The sequence below is a fragment of the Pseudomonas sp. TE21394 genome, assembly GCF_054057835.1.
The window spans coordinates 1,568,296-1,583,820 of record NZ_JBSRZR010000001.1 but is presented as its reverse complement, the minus strand read 5'-3'; the positions used below and the strand labels follow the sequence as shown (position 1 = coordinate 1,583,820).

At 63.9% G+C, this 15,525-nt stretch carries 14 protein-coding genes; 8 read left to right on the top strand and 6 right to left on the bottom strand.

The genetic code is table 11. From position 1 onward, the window contains the following. The first annotated feature begins 387 nt into the window (after positions 1 to 387). Positions 388 to 1,494 (top strand): choline metabolism transcriptional regulator GbdR, encoded by a 1,107-nt coding sequence (gbdR, locus tag ACVWZT_RS07390; RefSeq protein WP_296235274.1) that lies wholly within the window; start codon positions 388 to 390, stop codon positions 1,492 to 1,494. 120 nt (positions 1,495 to 1,614) lie between these two features. On the opposite strand, the gene ACVWZT_RS07385 is transcribed toward gbdR, so the two are convergent. The 5 genes from ACVWZT_RS07385 to choX form a co-directional block, all read right to left on the bottom strand. Next, positions 1,615 to 1,872, bottom strand: a complete 258-nt coding sequence (locus ACVWZT_RS07385) for a hypothetical protein (RefSeq protein ID WP_296235394.1) — start codon at positions 1,870 to 1,872, stop codon at positions 1,615 to 1,617. 288 nt (positions 1,873 to 2,160) lie between these two features. Beyond that, complete coding sequence (locus ACVWZT_RS07380) at positions 2,161 to 2,640, bottom strand: thioesterase family protein (protein ID WP_457468776.1); 480 nt, start codon at positions 2,638 to 2,640, stop codon at positions 2,161 to 2,163. A 10-nt stretch (positions 2,641 to 2,650) separates the two neighbouring features. Beyond that, complete coding sequence (locus ACVWZT_RS07375) at positions 2,651 to 3,616, bottom strand: L-carnitine dehydrogenase (protein ID WP_296235396.1); 966 nt, start codon at positions 3,614 to 3,616, stop codon at positions 2,651 to 2,653. An 18-nt stretch (positions 3,617 to 3,634) separates the two neighbouring features. Beyond that, a complete protein-coding gene (locus ACVWZT_RS07370; RefSeq protein ID WP_457468774.1) occupies positions 3,635 to 4,519 on the bottom strand; it encodes a 3-keto-5-aminohexanoate cleavage protein in 885 nt (294 codons plus the stop codon). 121 nt (positions 4,520 to 4,640) lie between these two features. After that, positions 4,641 to 5,585 carry a choline ABC transporter substrate-binding protein gene (gene choX, locus ACVWZT_RS07365; protein ID WP_457468773.1) on the bottom strand — a complete coding sequence of 315 codons (945 nt, stop codon included), beginning with the start codon at positions 5,583 to 5,585 and terminating at the stop codon, positions 4,641 to 4,643. A gap of 145 nt (positions 5,586 to 5,730) precedes the next feature. On the opposite strand from choX, the gene ACVWZT_RS07360 reads away from it, so the two are divergent. Continuing rightward, the gene (locus tag ACVWZT_RS07360) at positions 5,731 to 6,675 is read left to right on the top strand and encodes a GlxA family transcriptional regulator (RefSeq protein ID WP_289131694.1); all 945 of its coding nucleotides are present in this window, start codon (positions 5,731 to 5,733) and stop codon (positions 6,673 to 6,675) included. Between the two features lie 43 nt (positions 6,676 to 6,718). Here ACVWZT_RS07360 and ACVWZT_RS07355 read toward each other — a convergent pair whose 3' ends face one another. Further along, complete coding sequence (locus tag ACVWZT_RS07355; RefSeq protein WP_296235400.1) at positions 6,719 to 7,120, bottom strand: lysozyme inhibitor LprI family protein; 402 nt, start codon at positions 7,118 to 7,120, stop codon at positions 6,719 to 6,721. Positions 7,121 to 7,416: 296 nt separating this feature from the next. Between ACVWZT_RS07355 and ACVWZT_RS07350 the strand changes: the two genes are divergently transcribed. The 6 genes from ACVWZT_RS07350 (at position 7,417) to etfB (ending at position 15,218) form a co-directional block, all read left to right on the top strand. Continuing rightward, positions 7,417 to 8,394 carry a dipeptidase gene (locus ACVWZT_RS07350; protein ID WP_023382781.1) on the top strand — a complete coding sequence of 326 codons (978 nt, stop codon included), beginning with the start codon at positions 7,417 to 7,419 and terminating at the stop codon, positions 8,392 to 8,394. Positions 8,395 to 8,471: 77 nt separating this feature from the next. Beyond that, a complete protein-coding gene (locus ACVWZT_RS07345; protein WP_046614486.1) occupies positions 8,472 to 9,002 on the top strand; it encodes a DUF5943 domain-containing protein in 531 nt (176 codons plus the stop codon). A gap of 15 nt (positions 9,003 to 9,017) precedes the next feature. Continuing rightward, the gene (gene dgcA, locus ACVWZT_RS07340; RefSeq protein ID WP_225780054.1) at positions 9,018 to 11,078 is read left to right on the top strand and encodes a dimethylglycine demethylation protein DgcA; all 2,061 of its coding nucleotides are present in this window, start codon (positions 9,018 to 9,020) and stop codon (positions 11,076 to 11,078) included. A 177-nt stretch (positions 11,079 to 11,255) separates the two neighbouring features. After that, complete coding sequence (gene dgcB / locus ACVWZT_RS07335) at positions 11,256 to 13,208, top strand: dimethylglycine demethylation protein DgcB (RefSeq protein WP_296235401.1); 1,953 nt, start codon at positions 11,256 to 11,258, stop codon at positions 13,206 to 13,208. After that, positions 13,208 to 14,437 carry an electron transfer flavoprotein subunit alpha gene (gene etfA / locus ACVWZT_RS07330; RefSeq protein WP_457468771.1) on the top strand — a complete coding sequence of 410 codons (1,230 nt, stop codon included), beginning with the start codon at positions 13,208 to 13,210 and terminating at the stop codon, positions 14,435 to 14,437. The genes dgcB and etfA overlap by 1 nt, the downstream gene beginning before the upstream one ends. Before the next feature lie 10 nt (positions 14,438 to 14,447). Continuing rightward, the gene (etfB, locus tag ACVWZT_RS07325; RefSeq protein ID WP_296235403.1) at positions 14,448 to 15,218 is read left to right on the top strand and encodes an electron transfer flavoprotein subunit beta; all 771 of its coding nucleotides are present in this window, start codon (positions 14,448 to 14,450) and stop codon (positions 15,216 to 15,218) included. Positions 15,219 to 15,525: the final 307 nt, after the last annotated feature.

Below are 15,525 nucleotides of genomic sequence, written 5' to 3'. Positions count from 1 at the left end.
GAACGTTTCAAGTGCGCCGTGCCCTGTTTCAGTGCGTGACCTGAGCTCACCAATCGTCGGCTGTCGCTATCAGTACGAGCATTGTCGGTGACACTCAATAGTGTCGTTTCTGGGCAACCTGCCCATTGCGTGTCACCAAATTGCTCAGTTGCTGCATGCGAAGCGCTAGGACGGGGCTTTGCGAAGACCAGTCAACGCGATCGAAGTACCTGATTTGCCGGAGGAAGGCGTCGTTTTCAGGTTTTTTTGGATGGCCGTTCAATTTCAGGCACGGCCTTTGCGTTGATATTGGAAACAAGCCCCCTGCACATGAACCCGGGGGCCATAACAAGAAAATCAGTGCCCGCCTGAGGCACACACCCTGCATTTGTGTGAGGAGAAATCGCGATGACGTCGTACACCTCCGGGAACCCAACCCAGAACCGCACAACCCCCCAGTCCATCGGGTTTCTCCTTCTGGACAATTTCACCCTGATTTCCCTGGCATCGGCCGTTGAGCCGCTGCGCATGGCCAACCAGCTGTCCGGTCGCGAGCTGTACCGCTGGCACACCCTGACCGTCGATGGCGGCCAGGTGTGGGCCAGCGACGGCCTGCAGATCACCCCGGACGCGGCCATGCACAGCGCCCCGCCGATGGACACCGTCATCGTCTGCGGCGGCGTCGGCATCCAGCGCACCGTTACCCGTGAGCATGTCACCTGGCTGCAGGCCCAGGCCCGCCAGTCGCGCCGCCTGGGTGCGGTGTGCACCGGCAGCTGGGCACTGGCTTGCGCCGGCCTGCTTGACGGTTTCGATTGCAGCGTGCACTGGGAATGCCTGGCGGCCATGCAGGAGGCCTACCCGCGGGTGAACATGAGTACTCGCCTGTTCACCCTGGACCGTAACCGCTTCACCAGCTCCGGCGGCACCGCGCCGCTGGACATGATGCTGCACCTGATCAGCCGCGACCATGGCCGCGAGCTGTCGGCGGCGATCTCGGAGATGTTCGTCTACGAGCGTATTCGCAACGAACAGGACCACCAGCGCGTGCCGCTCAAGCACATGCTCGGCACCAACCAGCCGAAGCTGCAGGAGATCGTCGCGTTGATGGAGGCCAACCTCGAGGAGCCGATCGACCTGGATGAACTGGCGGTGTACGTGTCGGTATCGCGCCGCCAGCTCGAGCGGCTGTTCCAGAAGTACCTGCACTGTTCGCCATCGCGCTATTACCTGAAGCTGCGCCTGATCCGCGCCCGGCAGTTGCTGAAGCAGACGCCGATGTCGATCATCGAGGTGGCCTCGGTATGCGGCTTCGTGTCGACCCCGCACTTCTCCAAGTGCTACCGCGAGTATTTCGGTATTCCGCCGCGTGACGAGCGTGTGGGTTCCAATACCGCGCAACAGGTGGCCATGATGCCGATCCCGCAGGCCATGACCCTGTCGCCGCACAGCGGCCCGATGGCCGCCTTGAGCCAGGCGCGCAACGAGTCGACCTTTGCCAGTGTAAGGCTCTGAAACGGCACTGGCCTCTTCGCGGGTAAACCCGCTCCCACAGGTACTGCACTGCTTTTGAGTTCAGTGCAGTACCTGTGGGAGCGGGTTTACCCCGCGAAGAGGCCAGTACAGGAAAATCGGTCAGGCGCGCTGGTTGAATTGCGCCAGCGCCGGCAACAGCTGTTTGTCGATGGCCTGGCGCACCGCCGGCAAGATCGTCGCGCTACCGGTATACATCTGCTCCACCATCCCCTTCAGCGCCCGCGCATTGGGCTCGGTCAGCCCGCGCACCACCGCCTCGCAGGCCTGCTCGGCGCTGGCACCGGGCGGAATGTCGAACCCGCGCGCGCGCAGGTGGCCTGCCAGGTCGTCCTGGTCAATCAAATCCGCATGCATCATGGCTGTTGTCCCTTTTATCGCTAAGAGAGTGCTGCTGTGATTTACGACCGATTCTGTGACGCCGGCGACATACCCGCAACCACAGAATGGCGCCATGGCTGCTTTGGCTAAGAACAGGTCGTTTCCGGCTAAATCGAACTGCCGGGAACTGCGCAAACTCAAGCCATCTACCGCAACGGAGGGTTTGGTCACCCTCGTTCGTGCAACGTGGATGCTGCTCGCTCTTGGCCCCGGGTGCTCACGGCTTCCCGGGGCTATTTTTTTGCCTTCGATGCAGGCGGGCCGCTCCTACACGGGCCTGGTGTTCAAGCCCATCACCCGGCCCAGGTATTCGGCGGGTGGCAGATCCTGTTGCTGGTCCAGCAACTCTTGCAGTAACCCGACACTGCGCTCACTGAACGGCGCCGACTTTGGCCCGGCCAGGTCCACATGCAGCAGCATCTGCTCGCTGGCCGCCAGCACCTCGTCGAACCCCGCCCGATGCAGGCTGTGGTAGACGTGCAAGCGCTTGCGATCGACGCCGATGATCTGGGTCTGCACCCACACCTCGCAGCCCAGCTTCACTTCGTGCAGGTAGTTGATGTGCGCTTCCAGGGTGAACAGCGAATTGCCGCTTTGCCCCCGGCTGTCGGCATCCAGGCCGATGCGCTCCATCAGCGCATCGGTGGCATAGCTGAAAATCAGCAGGTAGAAGGCATCGCGCAGATGCCCGTTGTAGTCGACCCAGTCCTTCTGGACCGGGGTGCGGTAGGTGATCAGTGCGGGCATTACAGGGTCCTCAATCGCCGAAGGCCATGCCGTGGTGGGCCTTGCTGGTCTTCACGGCGTCCAGCACGGCCAGCAGGGTGTCATCACGATAGCGCTCCAGCGCGGCGATGCTACGTTCGCCCAGCTGTTCCGAGGTGCCTGCGACCACGTCGTCGATCAGTTTGTCGGTCAGCTCCGGTGCTGGCAGGTAGGTCCAGGGCAGCTTCAGCGCCGGGCCGAACTGGGCCATGAAGTGGCGCATGCCGGCGTCGCCCCCGGCCAGGGTGTAGGTGAGAAACGTGCCCATGAACGACCAGCGCAGGCCGGCGCCGAAGCGGATTGCATCGTCGATTTCGCCCGTGCTGGCCACGCCGTCGTTGACCAGGTGCAGGGCTTCGCGCCACAGCGCCTCAAGCAGGCGGTCGGCGATGAAGCCGGGGACCTCCTTGCGCACATGCAGCGGGCGCATGCCCAGTGCGGTGTAGATGGCCTTGGCTGCTTCGATGGCCTCGGGCGCGGTGCGTTTGCCGCCGACAATCTCTACCAGCGGCAGCAGATACACCGGGTTGAACGGGTGGCCGACCACGCAGCGCTCGGGGTGGGTGGCCGACTCGTAGAACTCGCTGGGCAACAGGCCTGAGGTGCTGCTGCCGATGATGGCGTCGGGTTTGGCCGCGGCGCTGATTTTCGCGTGCAGGTCGAGCTTCAGGTCCAGCCGCTCCGGCGCGCTTTCCTGGATGAAATCGGCGTCACGCACGCATTCCTCGATGGTGGCCACGAACTTCAGCCGGTCCGGGGAAGCACCCGGCGCCAGGCCTTGCTTTTGCAATGCCGGCCAGGCATTGGCAATCCGTTTGCGCAGCGCCTGTTCGGCGCCGGGCGCCGGGTCCCAGGCGACCACGTCCAGGCCGTGGGCCAGGGCGCGGGCGACCCAGCCGCTGCCGATCACGCCGCTACCCAGGGCAGCGAAGGTGTTGATCTGGGTGATGAAGGTCATGCTGTTCTCCTGAATGGCTCAGCGGCGGTTGAGGTTCATCTTTTCCCGGCCTTCAGCCGGGGTAAGCACACGGGCACCAAGGCGCGAAATGATTTCTACCGCGCGCTCGACCAGCTGGCCGTTGCTGGCCAGCACGCCGCGGTCCAGGTACAGGTTGTCTTCCAGGCCCACCCGCACGTTGCCACCCAGCAGCACCGCCTGGGCGGCCATCGGCATCTGCATGCGGCCGATGCCGAAGCCGGCCCAGGTGACATTGGCCGGCAGGTTGTCGACCATCGCCTTCATGGTGGTTGTATCGGCCGGCGCACCCCACGGAATGCCCAGGCACAGCTGGAACAGCGGGTCGTCCAGCAGGCCTTCCTTGATCATCTGCTTGGCGAACCACAGGTGGCCGGTGTCGAAGATTTCCAGCTCGGCCTTGACCCCCAGTTCGGTGATGCGCCGGGCGCCGGCACGCAGCTGCGCCGGGGTGGAAACGTAGATCGAATTGCCGTCACCGAAGTTGAGGGTGCCGCAGTCCAGGGTGCAGATCTCCGGCAGCAGCGCTTCGACATGGGCCAGGCGTTCCAGCGGGCCGATCAGGTCGGTGCCGGGGCCGAACTCCAGCGGCGTTTCGCCCGGGCCGATCTCCAGGTCGCCGCCCATGCCGGCGGTGAGGTTGACGATGATGTCCACATCGGCTTCGCGGATGCGTTCCATGACTTCGCGGTACAGCGCCACGTCGCGGCTGAAGCGGCCGGTCTGCGGGTCGCGAACGTGGCAGTGCACCACGGTGGCGCCGGCTCTGGCTGCTTCCACGGCGGCTTCGGCGATCTGCTTGGGGGTGACCGGGACCAGGTGGCTTTTCGAGGCGGTGTCGCCAGCGCCGGTGAGCGCACAGGTGATGATGACGTCGTGGTTCATGGTGGGTTCCTTTGTTGTCCGTAGTGGCCTTGTCGCCGGCAAGCCGGCTCCCACAGGGTTCGCGGTCAACCCTGGCGAGCATTGTTCCTGTGGGAGCCGGCTTGGCGGCGATGGGGCCTTGTCAGTTGGCGGTGAGCTTGAGGTTGTCCGCCGCCGGCTTGCCATCGAAGGTGGTCACCCCCTCAAGCCAGCGGGCCTTGTCCTGGGGATGGTCCTTGAGCCATTGGCGGGCCGATTCCAACGGGTCCTTGTGATCGAGCAGCGGCTGCATCATGCGGCTCTCGTCTTCGGCGCTGAAGTTGAGGTTGGCCAGCAGGCGGTTGGCGTTGGGGCAGCGTTCGGCATAATCCGGCGCGGTCACTGTCCAGACCGTCGCGCGGCCTTCGTCAGGGCCCAGGGCGTCCTGGCTGTCGCCGAGATAGACCATGTCGATGTTCACGTTCATCGGGTGCGGCGCCCAGCCGAAGAACACCACCGCCTCCTTGCGCCGTACTGCGCGGTCGACGGCGGCGAGCATGCCGGCCTCGCTGGACTCGACCAGCTGGAACTTGCCCAGGCCGAACTGGTTCTTGGCGATAATCGCCTTGATCTGGGTGTTGGCGCCGGAGCCCGGCTCGATGCCGTAGATTTTACCGCCCAGCTCCTTTTCGAACTTGTGGATATCGGCGAAAGTCTTCAGGCCCTTGTCGGCCAGGTACTTCGGCACCGCCAGGGTGGCGCGGGCATCTTCCAGGCTCGGCTTGTCGAGCACCTTGACCTGTTTGGCGTCGATGAACGGGGTGATGGTCTGGGTCATGATCGGGTTCCAGTACCCGAGGAACATGTCCAGGCGTTTGTCACGGATGCCGGCAAAGATGATCTGCTGCGACGCACTGGTCTGCTTGGTCTGGTAGCCCAGGCCGTCGAACAGTACCTGGGCCATGGCGCTGGTGGCGATGACGTCGGTCCAGTTGACCACGCCCAGGCGGACGTTCTTGCAGGCCGCGGGTTCGGCGGCATAAAGCGGGGAAGCGACGATAGTGCTCAGGGCTACGGACAACAGGCTGCGGCGGATCAAGCGTTGCATGGTGGCTCTCCATCGGCAGGGCGTTTTTTATAGGGGCCGGCCTCTCTGGGCCGTGTGAACACGCTACGCTGCTGCCAGGGTGGAAAATCGCACCCTGGCGACCAACAATTGCACGGAGGCGACCACCTTTGCCGTGGAGCATGCAATGCCGCAAATCATCCATTTCCTGCTGTTGCCTGGTTTCTCGGCGATCGGCTTCATCAGTGCCCTGGAGCCGTTGCGGGTGGCGAACCGTTTCAAAGGCCCATCGTATAGCTGGCAGGTGCTGAGCCTGGATGGCGGCGCGGTGCAGGCCAGCAATGGCATGTCGGTGAATGCCGATGCAGCGCTGGCGGCGGCTGAACCTGGCGGTGTCCTGCTGATCGTCGCCGGTTTCGACCCTCTGGCCTGCTACGGGCCGGCCTTGCAACACGCGCTGCGCCGCCTCGACCGCGATGGGGTGATTCTGGGCGGCATAGACACCGGTGCGGTGGTGCTGGCCGAGGCCGGCCTGCTGGATGGCCACCGCGCCACCGTGCATTGGGAGGCGCTCGAAGCGTTCAAGGAGAACTACCCGAACCTGCAGGCGACCCAGGAGCTGTTCGAGATCGACCGGCGGCGCATCACCTGCGCCGGCGGTACCGCTTCGATCGACCTGATGCTCGACCTGATCGCACAAGCCCACGGTAGCGAACTGGCTGTGCAAGTGTCGGAGCAGTTCGTGCTGGGGCGTATCCGCCAGCGCCAGGACCATCAGCGCATGCAGATCGCCAGCCGCTACGGCATCAGCAACAAGAAGCTGGTGAAGGTGATTGGCGAAATGGAGCGCAACACCGAACAGCCGCTCAACACCCAGGTGCTGGCCGATGCGGTGCAGGTGACCCGGCGGCAGCTGGAGCGCCTGTTTCGCCTGCACCTGGACGACACGCCCAGCGGTTTCTACCTGCGCCTGCGGCTGGACAAGGCCCGCCAGCTGTTGCGCCAGACCGACATGAGCGTGCTGGAGGTGGGGGTGGCGTGCGGGTTCGAATCGGCTTCGTACTTCACCCGCTGCTATCGGGCGCGCTATCAGCGCTGCCCGCGGGAGGACCGTCTGGCCCGGGCGGTTTGATTTCCGCCCGTTCTCAGCCTGTCGCCGGCACGGCTACGGGATCTTACTGCTGGCCTATGGACTGCAAATACTCCGAGCGGTCATCACTGCGCTGCGCCACGCAGGTATCCCAGGCTGCCTGGAACGCCTTGCTGCCGGGTTTTTCGGCGAAGGTCTCGACCTTGCAGTCGGCATCGCGCAGCTGCGTCCACAGTTTTTCGGCAGCCTCCATGCGCGTGACCAGTGCGTTCGCCTGGCTGCCTTCGTCGGCGTATTGGTCATGGATGCGCTGGATCAGGTCGTCATATGCCGCTTTCAGCTCGCGTTCGGCGGTCTGCTTGTTGAAAGCAGCGCAGGCGTAGCTCTGCTGGTCGGTCTCGACGTTGTCGCACGGGGTGCTTTCTTCCTCGCCGGCCTGGGCGCCCGACACGACAGCCAGCAGTACCAGCCATGCCATTGATTTCATCCGTATTCTCCTCAACAGGCTGACGAATCGCAGGGATTCTCGCTCAGACGACGGCGCCGCGGTAGCTACCTGAACAAATGTTCATAAAAGCCGGGAAAACGTCGTTATCGAGACTGTCTCTCATCCCCGAACGGCGTCGCCAAGGCGCTGGAACAGGCGTGTTGTCGCGCATTGACGCTTTCGGCAAACCCCCTGTCGTTTTTGCATCGGGGCGCCGTTGGGCACAGGCATATGCTGGCCCCAAAGCGCCGGCACAAGGTTTGGCGCCTACCTATTCAATAAAAGGGGACAGCCTGATGAGCCCAGCCGAACTTCACGCCGACAGCATCGTCATCGACGGCCTGATCATTGCCAAATGGAACCGCGAGCTGTTCGAAGACATGCGCAAAGGCGGGCTGACTGCGGCCAACTGCACGGTTTCGGTCTGGGAAGGCTTCAAGGCAACCGTCGACAACATCGCCGCCAGCCAGAAGCTGATCCGCGAAAACAGCGACCTGGTCATGCCGGTGCGCACCACCGCCGACATCCGCAAGGCCAAGGAGCTGGGCAAGACCGGCATCCTCTTCGGCTTCCAGAACGCCCACGCGTTCGAAGACCAGATCGCCTACGTAGATGTGTTCAAGCAACTGGGCGTGGGTATCGTGCAGATGTGCTACAACACCCAGAACCTGGTGGGCACCGGTTGCTACGAGCGTGACGGCGGCCTGTCGGGCTTCGGTCGCGAGATCGTCGCCGAGATGAACCGCGTCGGCATCATGTGCGACCTGTCCCACGTTGGCTCCAAGACCTCCGAAGAAGTCATCCTCGAATCGAAAAAGCCGGTGTGCTACTCGCACTGCCTGCCGTCGGGCCTGAAAGAACACCCACGCAACAAGTCGGACGAAGAACTGAAGTTCATCGCCGACCACGGTGGTTTCGTTGGCGTGACCATGTTCGCGCCGTTCCTGGCCAAGGGCATCGACTCGACCATCGACGACTACGCCGAAGCCATCGAATACACCATGAACATCGTCGGTGAAGACGCCATCGGTATCGGTACCGACTTCACCCAGGGCCACGGCCAGGACTTCTTCGAGTACCTGACCCACGACAAGGGCTATGCCCGTCGCCTGACCAACTTCGGCAAGATCATCAACCCGCTGGGTATTCGTACCGTGGGCGAATTCCCCAACCTCACCGAAACCTTGCTCAAGCGCGGCCACTCCGAGCGCGTGGTGCGCAAGATCATGGGCGAGAACTGGGTCAACGTCCTCAAGGACGTGTGGGGCGAATAAGCCGCTCTCCAAGCCTGTAAGCCCCTGCCAGCAACGCCGGGGCATCCCAAACAAAATTTTTATGGAGTTGAGTTTCCATGGCCAAGATCGCCCCGCAATTGCCAATCGAAGTCGACAGCGAAACCGGTGTCTGGACCAGCGACGCCCTGCCGATGCTGTATGTACCGCGCCATTTCTTCGTCAACAACCACATGGGGATCGAAGAAGTCCTCGGCGCCGACAAGTACGCCGAGATCCTCTACAAGGCCGGCTACAAGTCCGCCTGGCACTGGTGTGAAAAAGAAGCCGAATGCCATGGCCTGGAAGGCGTAGCGGTGTTCGAGCACTACATGAAGCGCCTGAGCCAGCGCGGTTGGGGCCTGTTCGAGATCCAGGACATCGACCTGGACAAGGGTACCTGCAGCGTCAAGCTCAAGCACTCGGCGTTCGTGTACGTCTATGGCAAGTGCGGCCGCAAGGTCGACTACATGTTCACCGGCTGGTTCGCCGGCGCCATGGACCAGATTCTCGCTGCCCGCGGCAGCTCGATCCGCACCGTGGCCGAACAGGTCTACGGCGGTTCGGAAGAAGGCCACGAAGATGGCCTGTTTGTCGTCAAGCCGTTGTAAGCCGGAGATAGCGTCATGGCATTCGAAGCAATGTTCCAGCCGATCCAGATCGGCAAACTGACCATCCGCAACCGCGTGCTCAGCACCGCACACGCGGAGGTCTACGCCACTGACGGCGGCATGACGACCGACCGCTATGTGAAGTACTACGAGGAAAAGGCCAAGGGCGGTATCGGCCTGGCGATCTGCGGCGGCTCGTCTGTCGTCGCCATCGACAGCCCGCAGGAATGGTGGTCGTCGGTCAACCTGTCGACCGACCGCATCATCCCGCACTTCCAGAACCTGGCTGACGCCATGCACAAGCATGGCGCCAAGATCATGATCCAGATTACCCACATGGGCCGGCGCTCGCGCTGGGACGGCTTCAACTGGCCGACCCTGATGTCGCCGTCGGGTATCCGTGAACCCGTGCACCGTGCCACCTGCAAGACCATCGAGGTAGAAGAGATCTGGCGCGTGATCGGCAACTACGCGCAAGCGGCACGCCGCGCCAAAGAGGGCGGCCTGGACGGCGTGGAACTGTCGGCCGTGCACCAGCACATGATCGACCAGTTCTGGAGCCCGCGGGTCAACAAGCGTACCGACGAATGGGGCGGCACTTTCGAAGGCCGCATGAAGTTCGGCCTGGAAGTGCTCAAGGCCGTGCGCGCCGAGGTCGGTGACGACTTCTGCGTGGGCATGCGCATTTGTGGCGACGAGTTCCATCCGGACGGCCTCAGCCATGAAGACATGAAGCAGATCGCCGCGTACTACGACGCCACCGGCATGATCGACTTCATCGGTGTGGTCGGCTCGGGTTGCGACACCCATAACACCCTGGCCAACGTCATCCCCAACATGAGCTACCCGCCGGAACCGTTCCTGCACCTGGCGGCCGGCATCAAGGAAGTGGTCAAGGTCCCGGTACTGCACGCGCAGAACATCAAGGACCCGAACCAGGCCACGCGTATCCTCGAAGGCGGCTACGTGGACATGGTCGGCATGACCCGTGCGCATATCGCCGACCCGCACCTGATCGCCAAGATCAAGATGGGCCAGATCGACCAGATCAAGCAGTGCGTCGGTGCCAACTACTGCATCGACCGCCAGTACCAGGGCCTGGACGTGCTGTGCATCCAGAACGCCGCGACCTCCCGTGAATACATGGGCGTGCCGCACATCATCGAGAAGACCACCGGTGCCAAGCGCAAGGTGGTGGTAGTGGGCGCCGGCCCGGCCGGCATGGAAGCGGCCCGCGTGGCTGCCGAACGTGGCCACGACGTGACCCTGTTCGAGAAGAAGGAGCAGATCGGCGGGCAGATCACCATCGCCGCCAAGGCGCCGCAGCGTGACCAGATCGCTGGTATTACCCGCTGGTACCAGCTGGAGCTGGCGCGCCTGAAGGTCGACCTGCGCCTGGGCACCGCCGCCGACGTGGCGACCATCCAGGACTTGCGCCCGGACATCATCGTGCTGGCAGTGGGTGGGCATTCGTTCCTCGAGCAGAACGAGCACTGGGGCGCCGCCGAAGGGCTGGTGGTCAGCAGCTGGGACGTGCTCGACGGCAAGGTGGCACCGGGCAAGAACGTGCTGGTGTACGACACCATCTGCGAATTCACCGGCATGTCAGTGGCCGACTTCATTGCCGACAAGGGCAGCCAGGTCGAGATCGTCACCGACGACATCAAGCCGGGCGTGGCCATGGGCGGTACCAGCTTCCCGACCTACTACCGCAGCATATACCCGAAAGAAGTGATCATGACCGGCGACATGATGCTGGAAAAGGTCTACCGCGAGGGTGACAAGCTGGTGGCGGTGCTGGAGAACGAATACACCGGCGCCAAGGAAGAGCGCGTGGTCGACCAGGTGGTGGTGGAGAACGGCGTGCGTCCTGACGAGCAGCTGTACTACGCGCTGAAGGAAGGTTCGCGCAACAAGGGCCAGATCGACGTGGAGGCGCTGTTCGCCATCAAGCCACAGCCGATCCTCAGCCAGCCGGGCGAAGGCTACCTGCTGTACCGCATCGGCGACTGCGTGGCCCAGCGCAACGTGCATGCGGCGATCTACGACGCCTTGCGCCTGTGTAAGGACTTCTGATCGAGAAAAATCGTCACCAACGGGCGCGGTCCCTGTGGGAGCGGGTTCACCCGCGAAAGCGTCAGCACAAGCAACAGAGTTGTCTGATCTGACGCATTCGCGGGTAAACCCGCTCCCACAAGGGGCCAATCCCATCTTCAGAGTGGCGCAAGAATCCAGCTGTTGTGGGAGCCTCCCATGTTGAACACCCTTCTACCCATCCTGCTGTTCGCTGCCCTTGGCCTGGCAGTGCTCGGCGCCCTGCGCCGGGTGCGCATGTGGCGGCGTGGCCGGCCCTCCAAGGTCAACCTGATCGGCGGCCTGCTGGCCATGCCGCGCCGTTACCTGGTGGACCTGCACCACGTGGTCGAGCGCGACAAGTACATGTCCAAGACCCACGTGGCCACCGCAGGCGGCTTCGTGCTGTCGGCCGCATTGGCGATCCTGGTGCACGGCTTCGGCCTGCAGAGCAAGATCCTCGGCTACGCGTTGCTGGTGGCCACGGTGATCATGTTCACTGGCGCCATCTTCGTCTTCAAACGCCGCCTCAACCCGCCTTCGCGGCTGTCCAAGGGGCCGTGGATGCGCCTGCCGAAGAGCCTGCTGGCGTTCGCCGCGAGCTTCTTCATCGCCACCTTGCCGGTCGCCGGCATCCTGCCTGCCAATACCGGCGGCTGGGTGATGGTCGCCATTCTCGGCCTGGGCGTGCTGTGGGGCGTGTCCGAACTGTTCTTCGGCATGACCTGGGGCGGGCCGATGAAACACGCCTTCGCCGGTGCCCTGCACCTGGCCTGGCACCGCCGTGCCGAGCGCTTCGGCGGCGGCCGCTCCACCGGCCTCAAGCCGCTGGACCTGGAAGACCCGAACGCACCGCTGGGCGTGGAAAAACCGGTGGACTTCACCTGGAACCAGCTGCTGGGCTTCGATGCCTGCGTGCAGTGCGGCAAATGTGAAGCCATGTGCCCGGCGTTTGCCGCCGGCCAGCCGCTGAACCCGAAAAAGCTCATCCAGGACATGGTCATCGGCCTGGCCGGTGGTACCGACGCCCAGTTCGCCGGCAGCCCATACCCTGGCAAACCGATCGGCGAGCATGGCGGCCACCCGCACCAGCCGATCGTCAATGGCCTGGTCGATGCCGAAACGCTGTGGTCCTGCACCACCTGCCGTGCCTGCGTCGAGGAATGCCCGATGATGATCGAGCACGTCGATGCCATCGTCGACATGCGCCGCCACCTCACCCTGGAAAAGGGCGCCACGCCGAACAAGGGCGCCGAGGTGCTGGACAACCTGATCGCCACCGACAACCCGGGCGGCTTCGCCCCCGGTGGGCGCATGAACTGGGCCGCCGACCTCAACCTGCAACTGCTGTCGGAGGTGAAAACCACCGAGGTGCTGTTCTGGGTCGGTGATGGTGCCTTCGACATGCGCAACCAGCGCACCTTGCGTTCGTTCGTCAAGGTGCTCAAGGCATCCGGCGTGGACTTTGCCGTGCTCGGCCTCGAAGAGCGCGACAGCGGCGACGTGGCGCGCCGTCTGGGCGACGAAGCGACCTTCCAGCAACTGGCCAAGCGCAATATCCAGACCCTGGCCAAGTACAGGTTCCAGCGCATCGTCACTTGTGACCCACACAGCTTCCATGTGCTGAAGAACGAGTACGGCGCTTTGGGCGGTGAGTACCAGGTGCAGCACCACAGCACCTACATCGCCGAACTGATCGCGGCCAACAAGCTCAACCTTGGCCAGCATAAAGGTGGCAGCGTCACTTACCACGACCCGTGCTACCTGGGTCGCTACAACGGTGAATACGAAGCCCCGCGGGCAGTGCTCAAGGCGCTGGGTATCGAAGTGCGCGAAATGGAACGCTCCGGCTTCCGCTCGCGCTGCTGTGGCGGTGGCGGCGGTGCGCCGATTACCGACATCCCGGGCAAGCAGCGGATCCCCGACATGCGCATGGACGACATCCGCCAGACCGAGGCCGAGCTGGTGGCCGTGGGTTGTCCACAGTGCACCGCGATGCTCGAAGGCGTGGTCGAACCGCGCCCACAGATCAAGGACCTGGCCGAGCTGGTCGCCGACGTGCTGATCGAAGAGGACGCGCCTGCAGCGGCCAAGACGCAAACGGCCAAACGTGAACCTGCGGAGGTGCACTGATGAGCGACATTATCCGCCGCGATCCGCGCGCCGAGTGGATCGCCCGTAACCGTCTGCACCCGCTGCACGCAGCGATGCAGACCCAGCAAACCCGCTGGATGGGGCCGAACGGCCTGATCCGCAAGAACCCTCACGCGATAGCCGCAGGCTTCATCGGCCCTGCCGGCCTCAAGCGCATCGACCGCAGTGGTGCCCAGCAGGGCACCGGTGTGGGCGGGCGACGCACGGCGGCGGAGGTCAAGCTGCCGTTGCACCAGGTGGCGGCACCGGCGTTCTACATCGCCGTGGTGCCGGACATGGTCGGTGGCCGCCTGAGCAGCCACGACCGCGACCTGCTCGGCCTGGCCCACAGCCTGGCCGGCAGTGATGGTGCGGTTTTGGCGGTGGTGTTTGGCGAGCACAAGGAAAGCAACTTTTCCACAGCCGGTGTCGACCGCCTGCTGGTCATCGAGGGCGAGGCCTTCGAAGGTTATGCACCGGAGCAACTGGTGCAGGGCCTGCGCGCTGTGGATAACCAGTTCACGCCACGCCACTGGCTGCTGCCCGACAGCCGCACCGGTGGCGGCGAACTGGGCCGACGCCTGGGTGCAGCGCTGGGCGAGCGCCCGGCGACGCGGGTATGGCAGGTCAAGGATGGCCAGTGCATCGGCCGTGCTGGTGCCGGCCAGCAAGACCTGCAACGCGCCGTGCCGCGCCTGATCCTGGCGGCGGCCGAATGCGCCGAGCCGGTCAGCGAAACCCGCCATGAAGCGCTGCCGGTAGAGTTGTCCACAAGTGTTCCGCGCAGCCTGTCGCGTATCGAAGACCTCGGCTCGGTGGCCGTCGACCCGGCCACAATTGCCATGGCCGAGGCCGAGTTCATTGTCTCCGGTGGTAACGGGGTCAAGGACTGGGACCTGTACCACCAGGCTACTGCAGCGTTGGGCGCTACCGAAGGCGCCTCGCGGGTAGCGGTGGATGATGGTTTCATGCCGCGCAACCGCCAGGTGGGCGCTACCGGTACCTGGGTTACCGCACGGGTCTACGTGGCCGTGGGTATCTCGGGTGCGATCCAGCACCTGCAGGGCATTGGTGCCTGCGACAAGGTGGTGGCCATCAACATGGACCCAGGCTGCGACATGATCAAACGGGCCGACCTGTCGGTAATTGGCGACAGCTCGGCAATCCTCAAGGCACTGATCGAAGCTGTGGATAACTACCGCAGCGGCGGCCAGCGCGACGCGGCATAAGGGCAAGAGCATGAGTACCAAAGTGATCAGCCTGGTTTCCATCGGTGCCCACCCCAGCTCTGGCCGCGCGCGCCGCGCCGAGCAGGATGCCCGCGCGGTGGAACTGGGCTTGCAGCTGGCTGGGGATAATTTGCAGGTGGTGCATGCCGGCGACCCACGCGAAGAGGCACTGCGCGCCTACCTGGGCATGGGCCTGGACCATCTGGATGTGCTGGAGCAGCCGGCCGGTGCCGATGTGCTGGGCGTGCTCGGCGACTACCTGCGTGACGCCGGAGCCCAGTTGGTGCTGACCGGTAGCCAGGCAGAGACCGGCGAAGGGTCGGGCATGCTGCCATTCTTGCTGGCGGAAAAACTCGGCTGGCCGTTGATCGTGGGCTTGGCCGAAGTGGAATCGATCGATAATGGCACCGCCCAGGTATTGCAGGCTTTGCCACGTGGTCAGCGGCGCCGGCTGAAGGTGCGCCTGCCGCTGCTGGCGACTGTGGATAACGCCGCGCCCAAACCGCGCCAGAGTGCCTTCGGGCCGGCGCGCCGGGGTGTCCTGGCGGCACGCAACGTGGCCATCGTCGAAGACCCGCTGCTGGCCGAGGCCGAGCTGCAGCCGGCCCGCCCGCGGCCCAAGCGGCTGAAAGTGATCAAGGCCAAGAGCGGCGCCGACCGCATGAAGGCGGCAACCGCCAAAGCCAGTGGTGGCGGTGGCAAAGTGTTGAAAGACGTTACTCCGCAGGAAGGCGCCGAAGCCATCCTCAAGCTGCTGGTGGAAGAAGGCGTCCTGCGCTGAAGTTGTAGAAGCGGCCTTGCGTCGCGATGGGCTGCGCGGCGGCCCCCGGATCTTGAGCCAGACTCAGGGTTGCGGGGCTACTGCGCAGCCCATCGCGGCGCAAGGCCGCTCCTGCATTCAGGACTAGATATCGGCCGTGTAATTTTGCCCACCAAATCTGTTCGCCAACATGTGGATAAAGTGTTGGCGCATGGCCGCAGGCCTAGTGTCACGCCGCCTCTATTGATTTGCTCAAAAAACAGTCAGTCTCTTTCAGGGTGCCTGCATGCCTGGCACATCAGCATCTTCCTGATTTGCCCACAATCGC

What these genes read in the sequence shown, in the direction of transcription:
- gbdR (WP_296235274.1), top strand. Translation starts at nt 388, where the DNA reads ATGACGTCGTACACCTCCGGGAACCCAACCCAGAACCGCACAACCCCC.
- ACVWZT_RS07385 (WP_296235394.1), bottom strand. Translation starts at nt 1,872, where the DNA reads ATGATGCATGCGGATTTGATTGACCAGGACGACCTGGCAGGCCACCTG.
- ACVWZT_RS07380 (WP_457468776.1), bottom strand. Translation starts at nt 2,640, where the DNA reads ATGCCCGCACTGATCACCTACCGCACCCCGGTCCAGAAGGACTGGGTC.
- ACVWZT_RS07375 (WP_296235396.1), bottom strand. Translation starts at nt 3,616, where the DNA reads ATGACCTTCATCACCCAGATCAACACCTTCGCTGCCCTGGGTAGCGGC.
- ACVWZT_RS07370 (WP_457468774.1), bottom strand. Translation starts at nt 4,519, where the DNA reads ATGAACCACGACGTCATCATCACCTGTGCGCTCACCGGCGCTGGCGAC.
- choX (WP_457468773.1), bottom strand. Translation starts at nt 5,585, where the DNA reads ATGCAACGCTTGATCCGCCGCAGCCTGTTGTCCGTAGCCCTGAGCACT.
- ACVWZT_RS07360 (WP_289131694.1), top strand. Translation starts at nt 5,731, where the DNA reads ATGCCGCAAATCATCCATTTCCTGCTGTTGCCTGGTTTCTCGGCGATC.
- ACVWZT_RS07355 (WP_296235400.1), bottom strand. Translation starts at nt 7,120, where the DNA reads ATGAAATCAATGGCATGGCTGGTACTGCTGGCTGTCGTGTCGGGCGCC.
- ACVWZT_RS07350 (WP_023382781.1), top strand. Translation starts at nt 7,417, where the DNA reads ATGAGCCCAGCCGAACTTCACGCCGACAGCATCGTCATCGACGGCCTG.
- ACVWZT_RS07345 (WP_046614486.1), top strand. Translation starts at nt 8,472, where the DNA reads ATGGCCAAGATCGCCCCGCAATTGCCAATCGAAGTCGACAGCGAAACC.
- dgcA (WP_225780054.1), top strand. Translation starts at nt 9,018, where the DNA reads ATGGCATTCGAAGCAATGTTCCAGCCGATCCAGATCGGCAAACTGACC.
- dgcB (WP_296235401.1), top strand. Translation starts at nt 11,256, where the DNA reads ATGTTGAACACCCTTCTACCCATCCTGCTGTTCGCTGCCCTTGGCCTG.
- etfA (WP_457468771.1), top strand. Translation starts at nt 13,208, where the DNA reads ATGAGCGACATTATCCGCCGCGATCCGCGCGCCGAGTGGATCGCCCGT.
- etfB (WP_296235403.1), top strand. Translation starts at nt 14,448, where the DNA reads ATGAGTACCAAAGTGATCAGCCTGGTTTCCATCGGTGCCCACCCCAGC.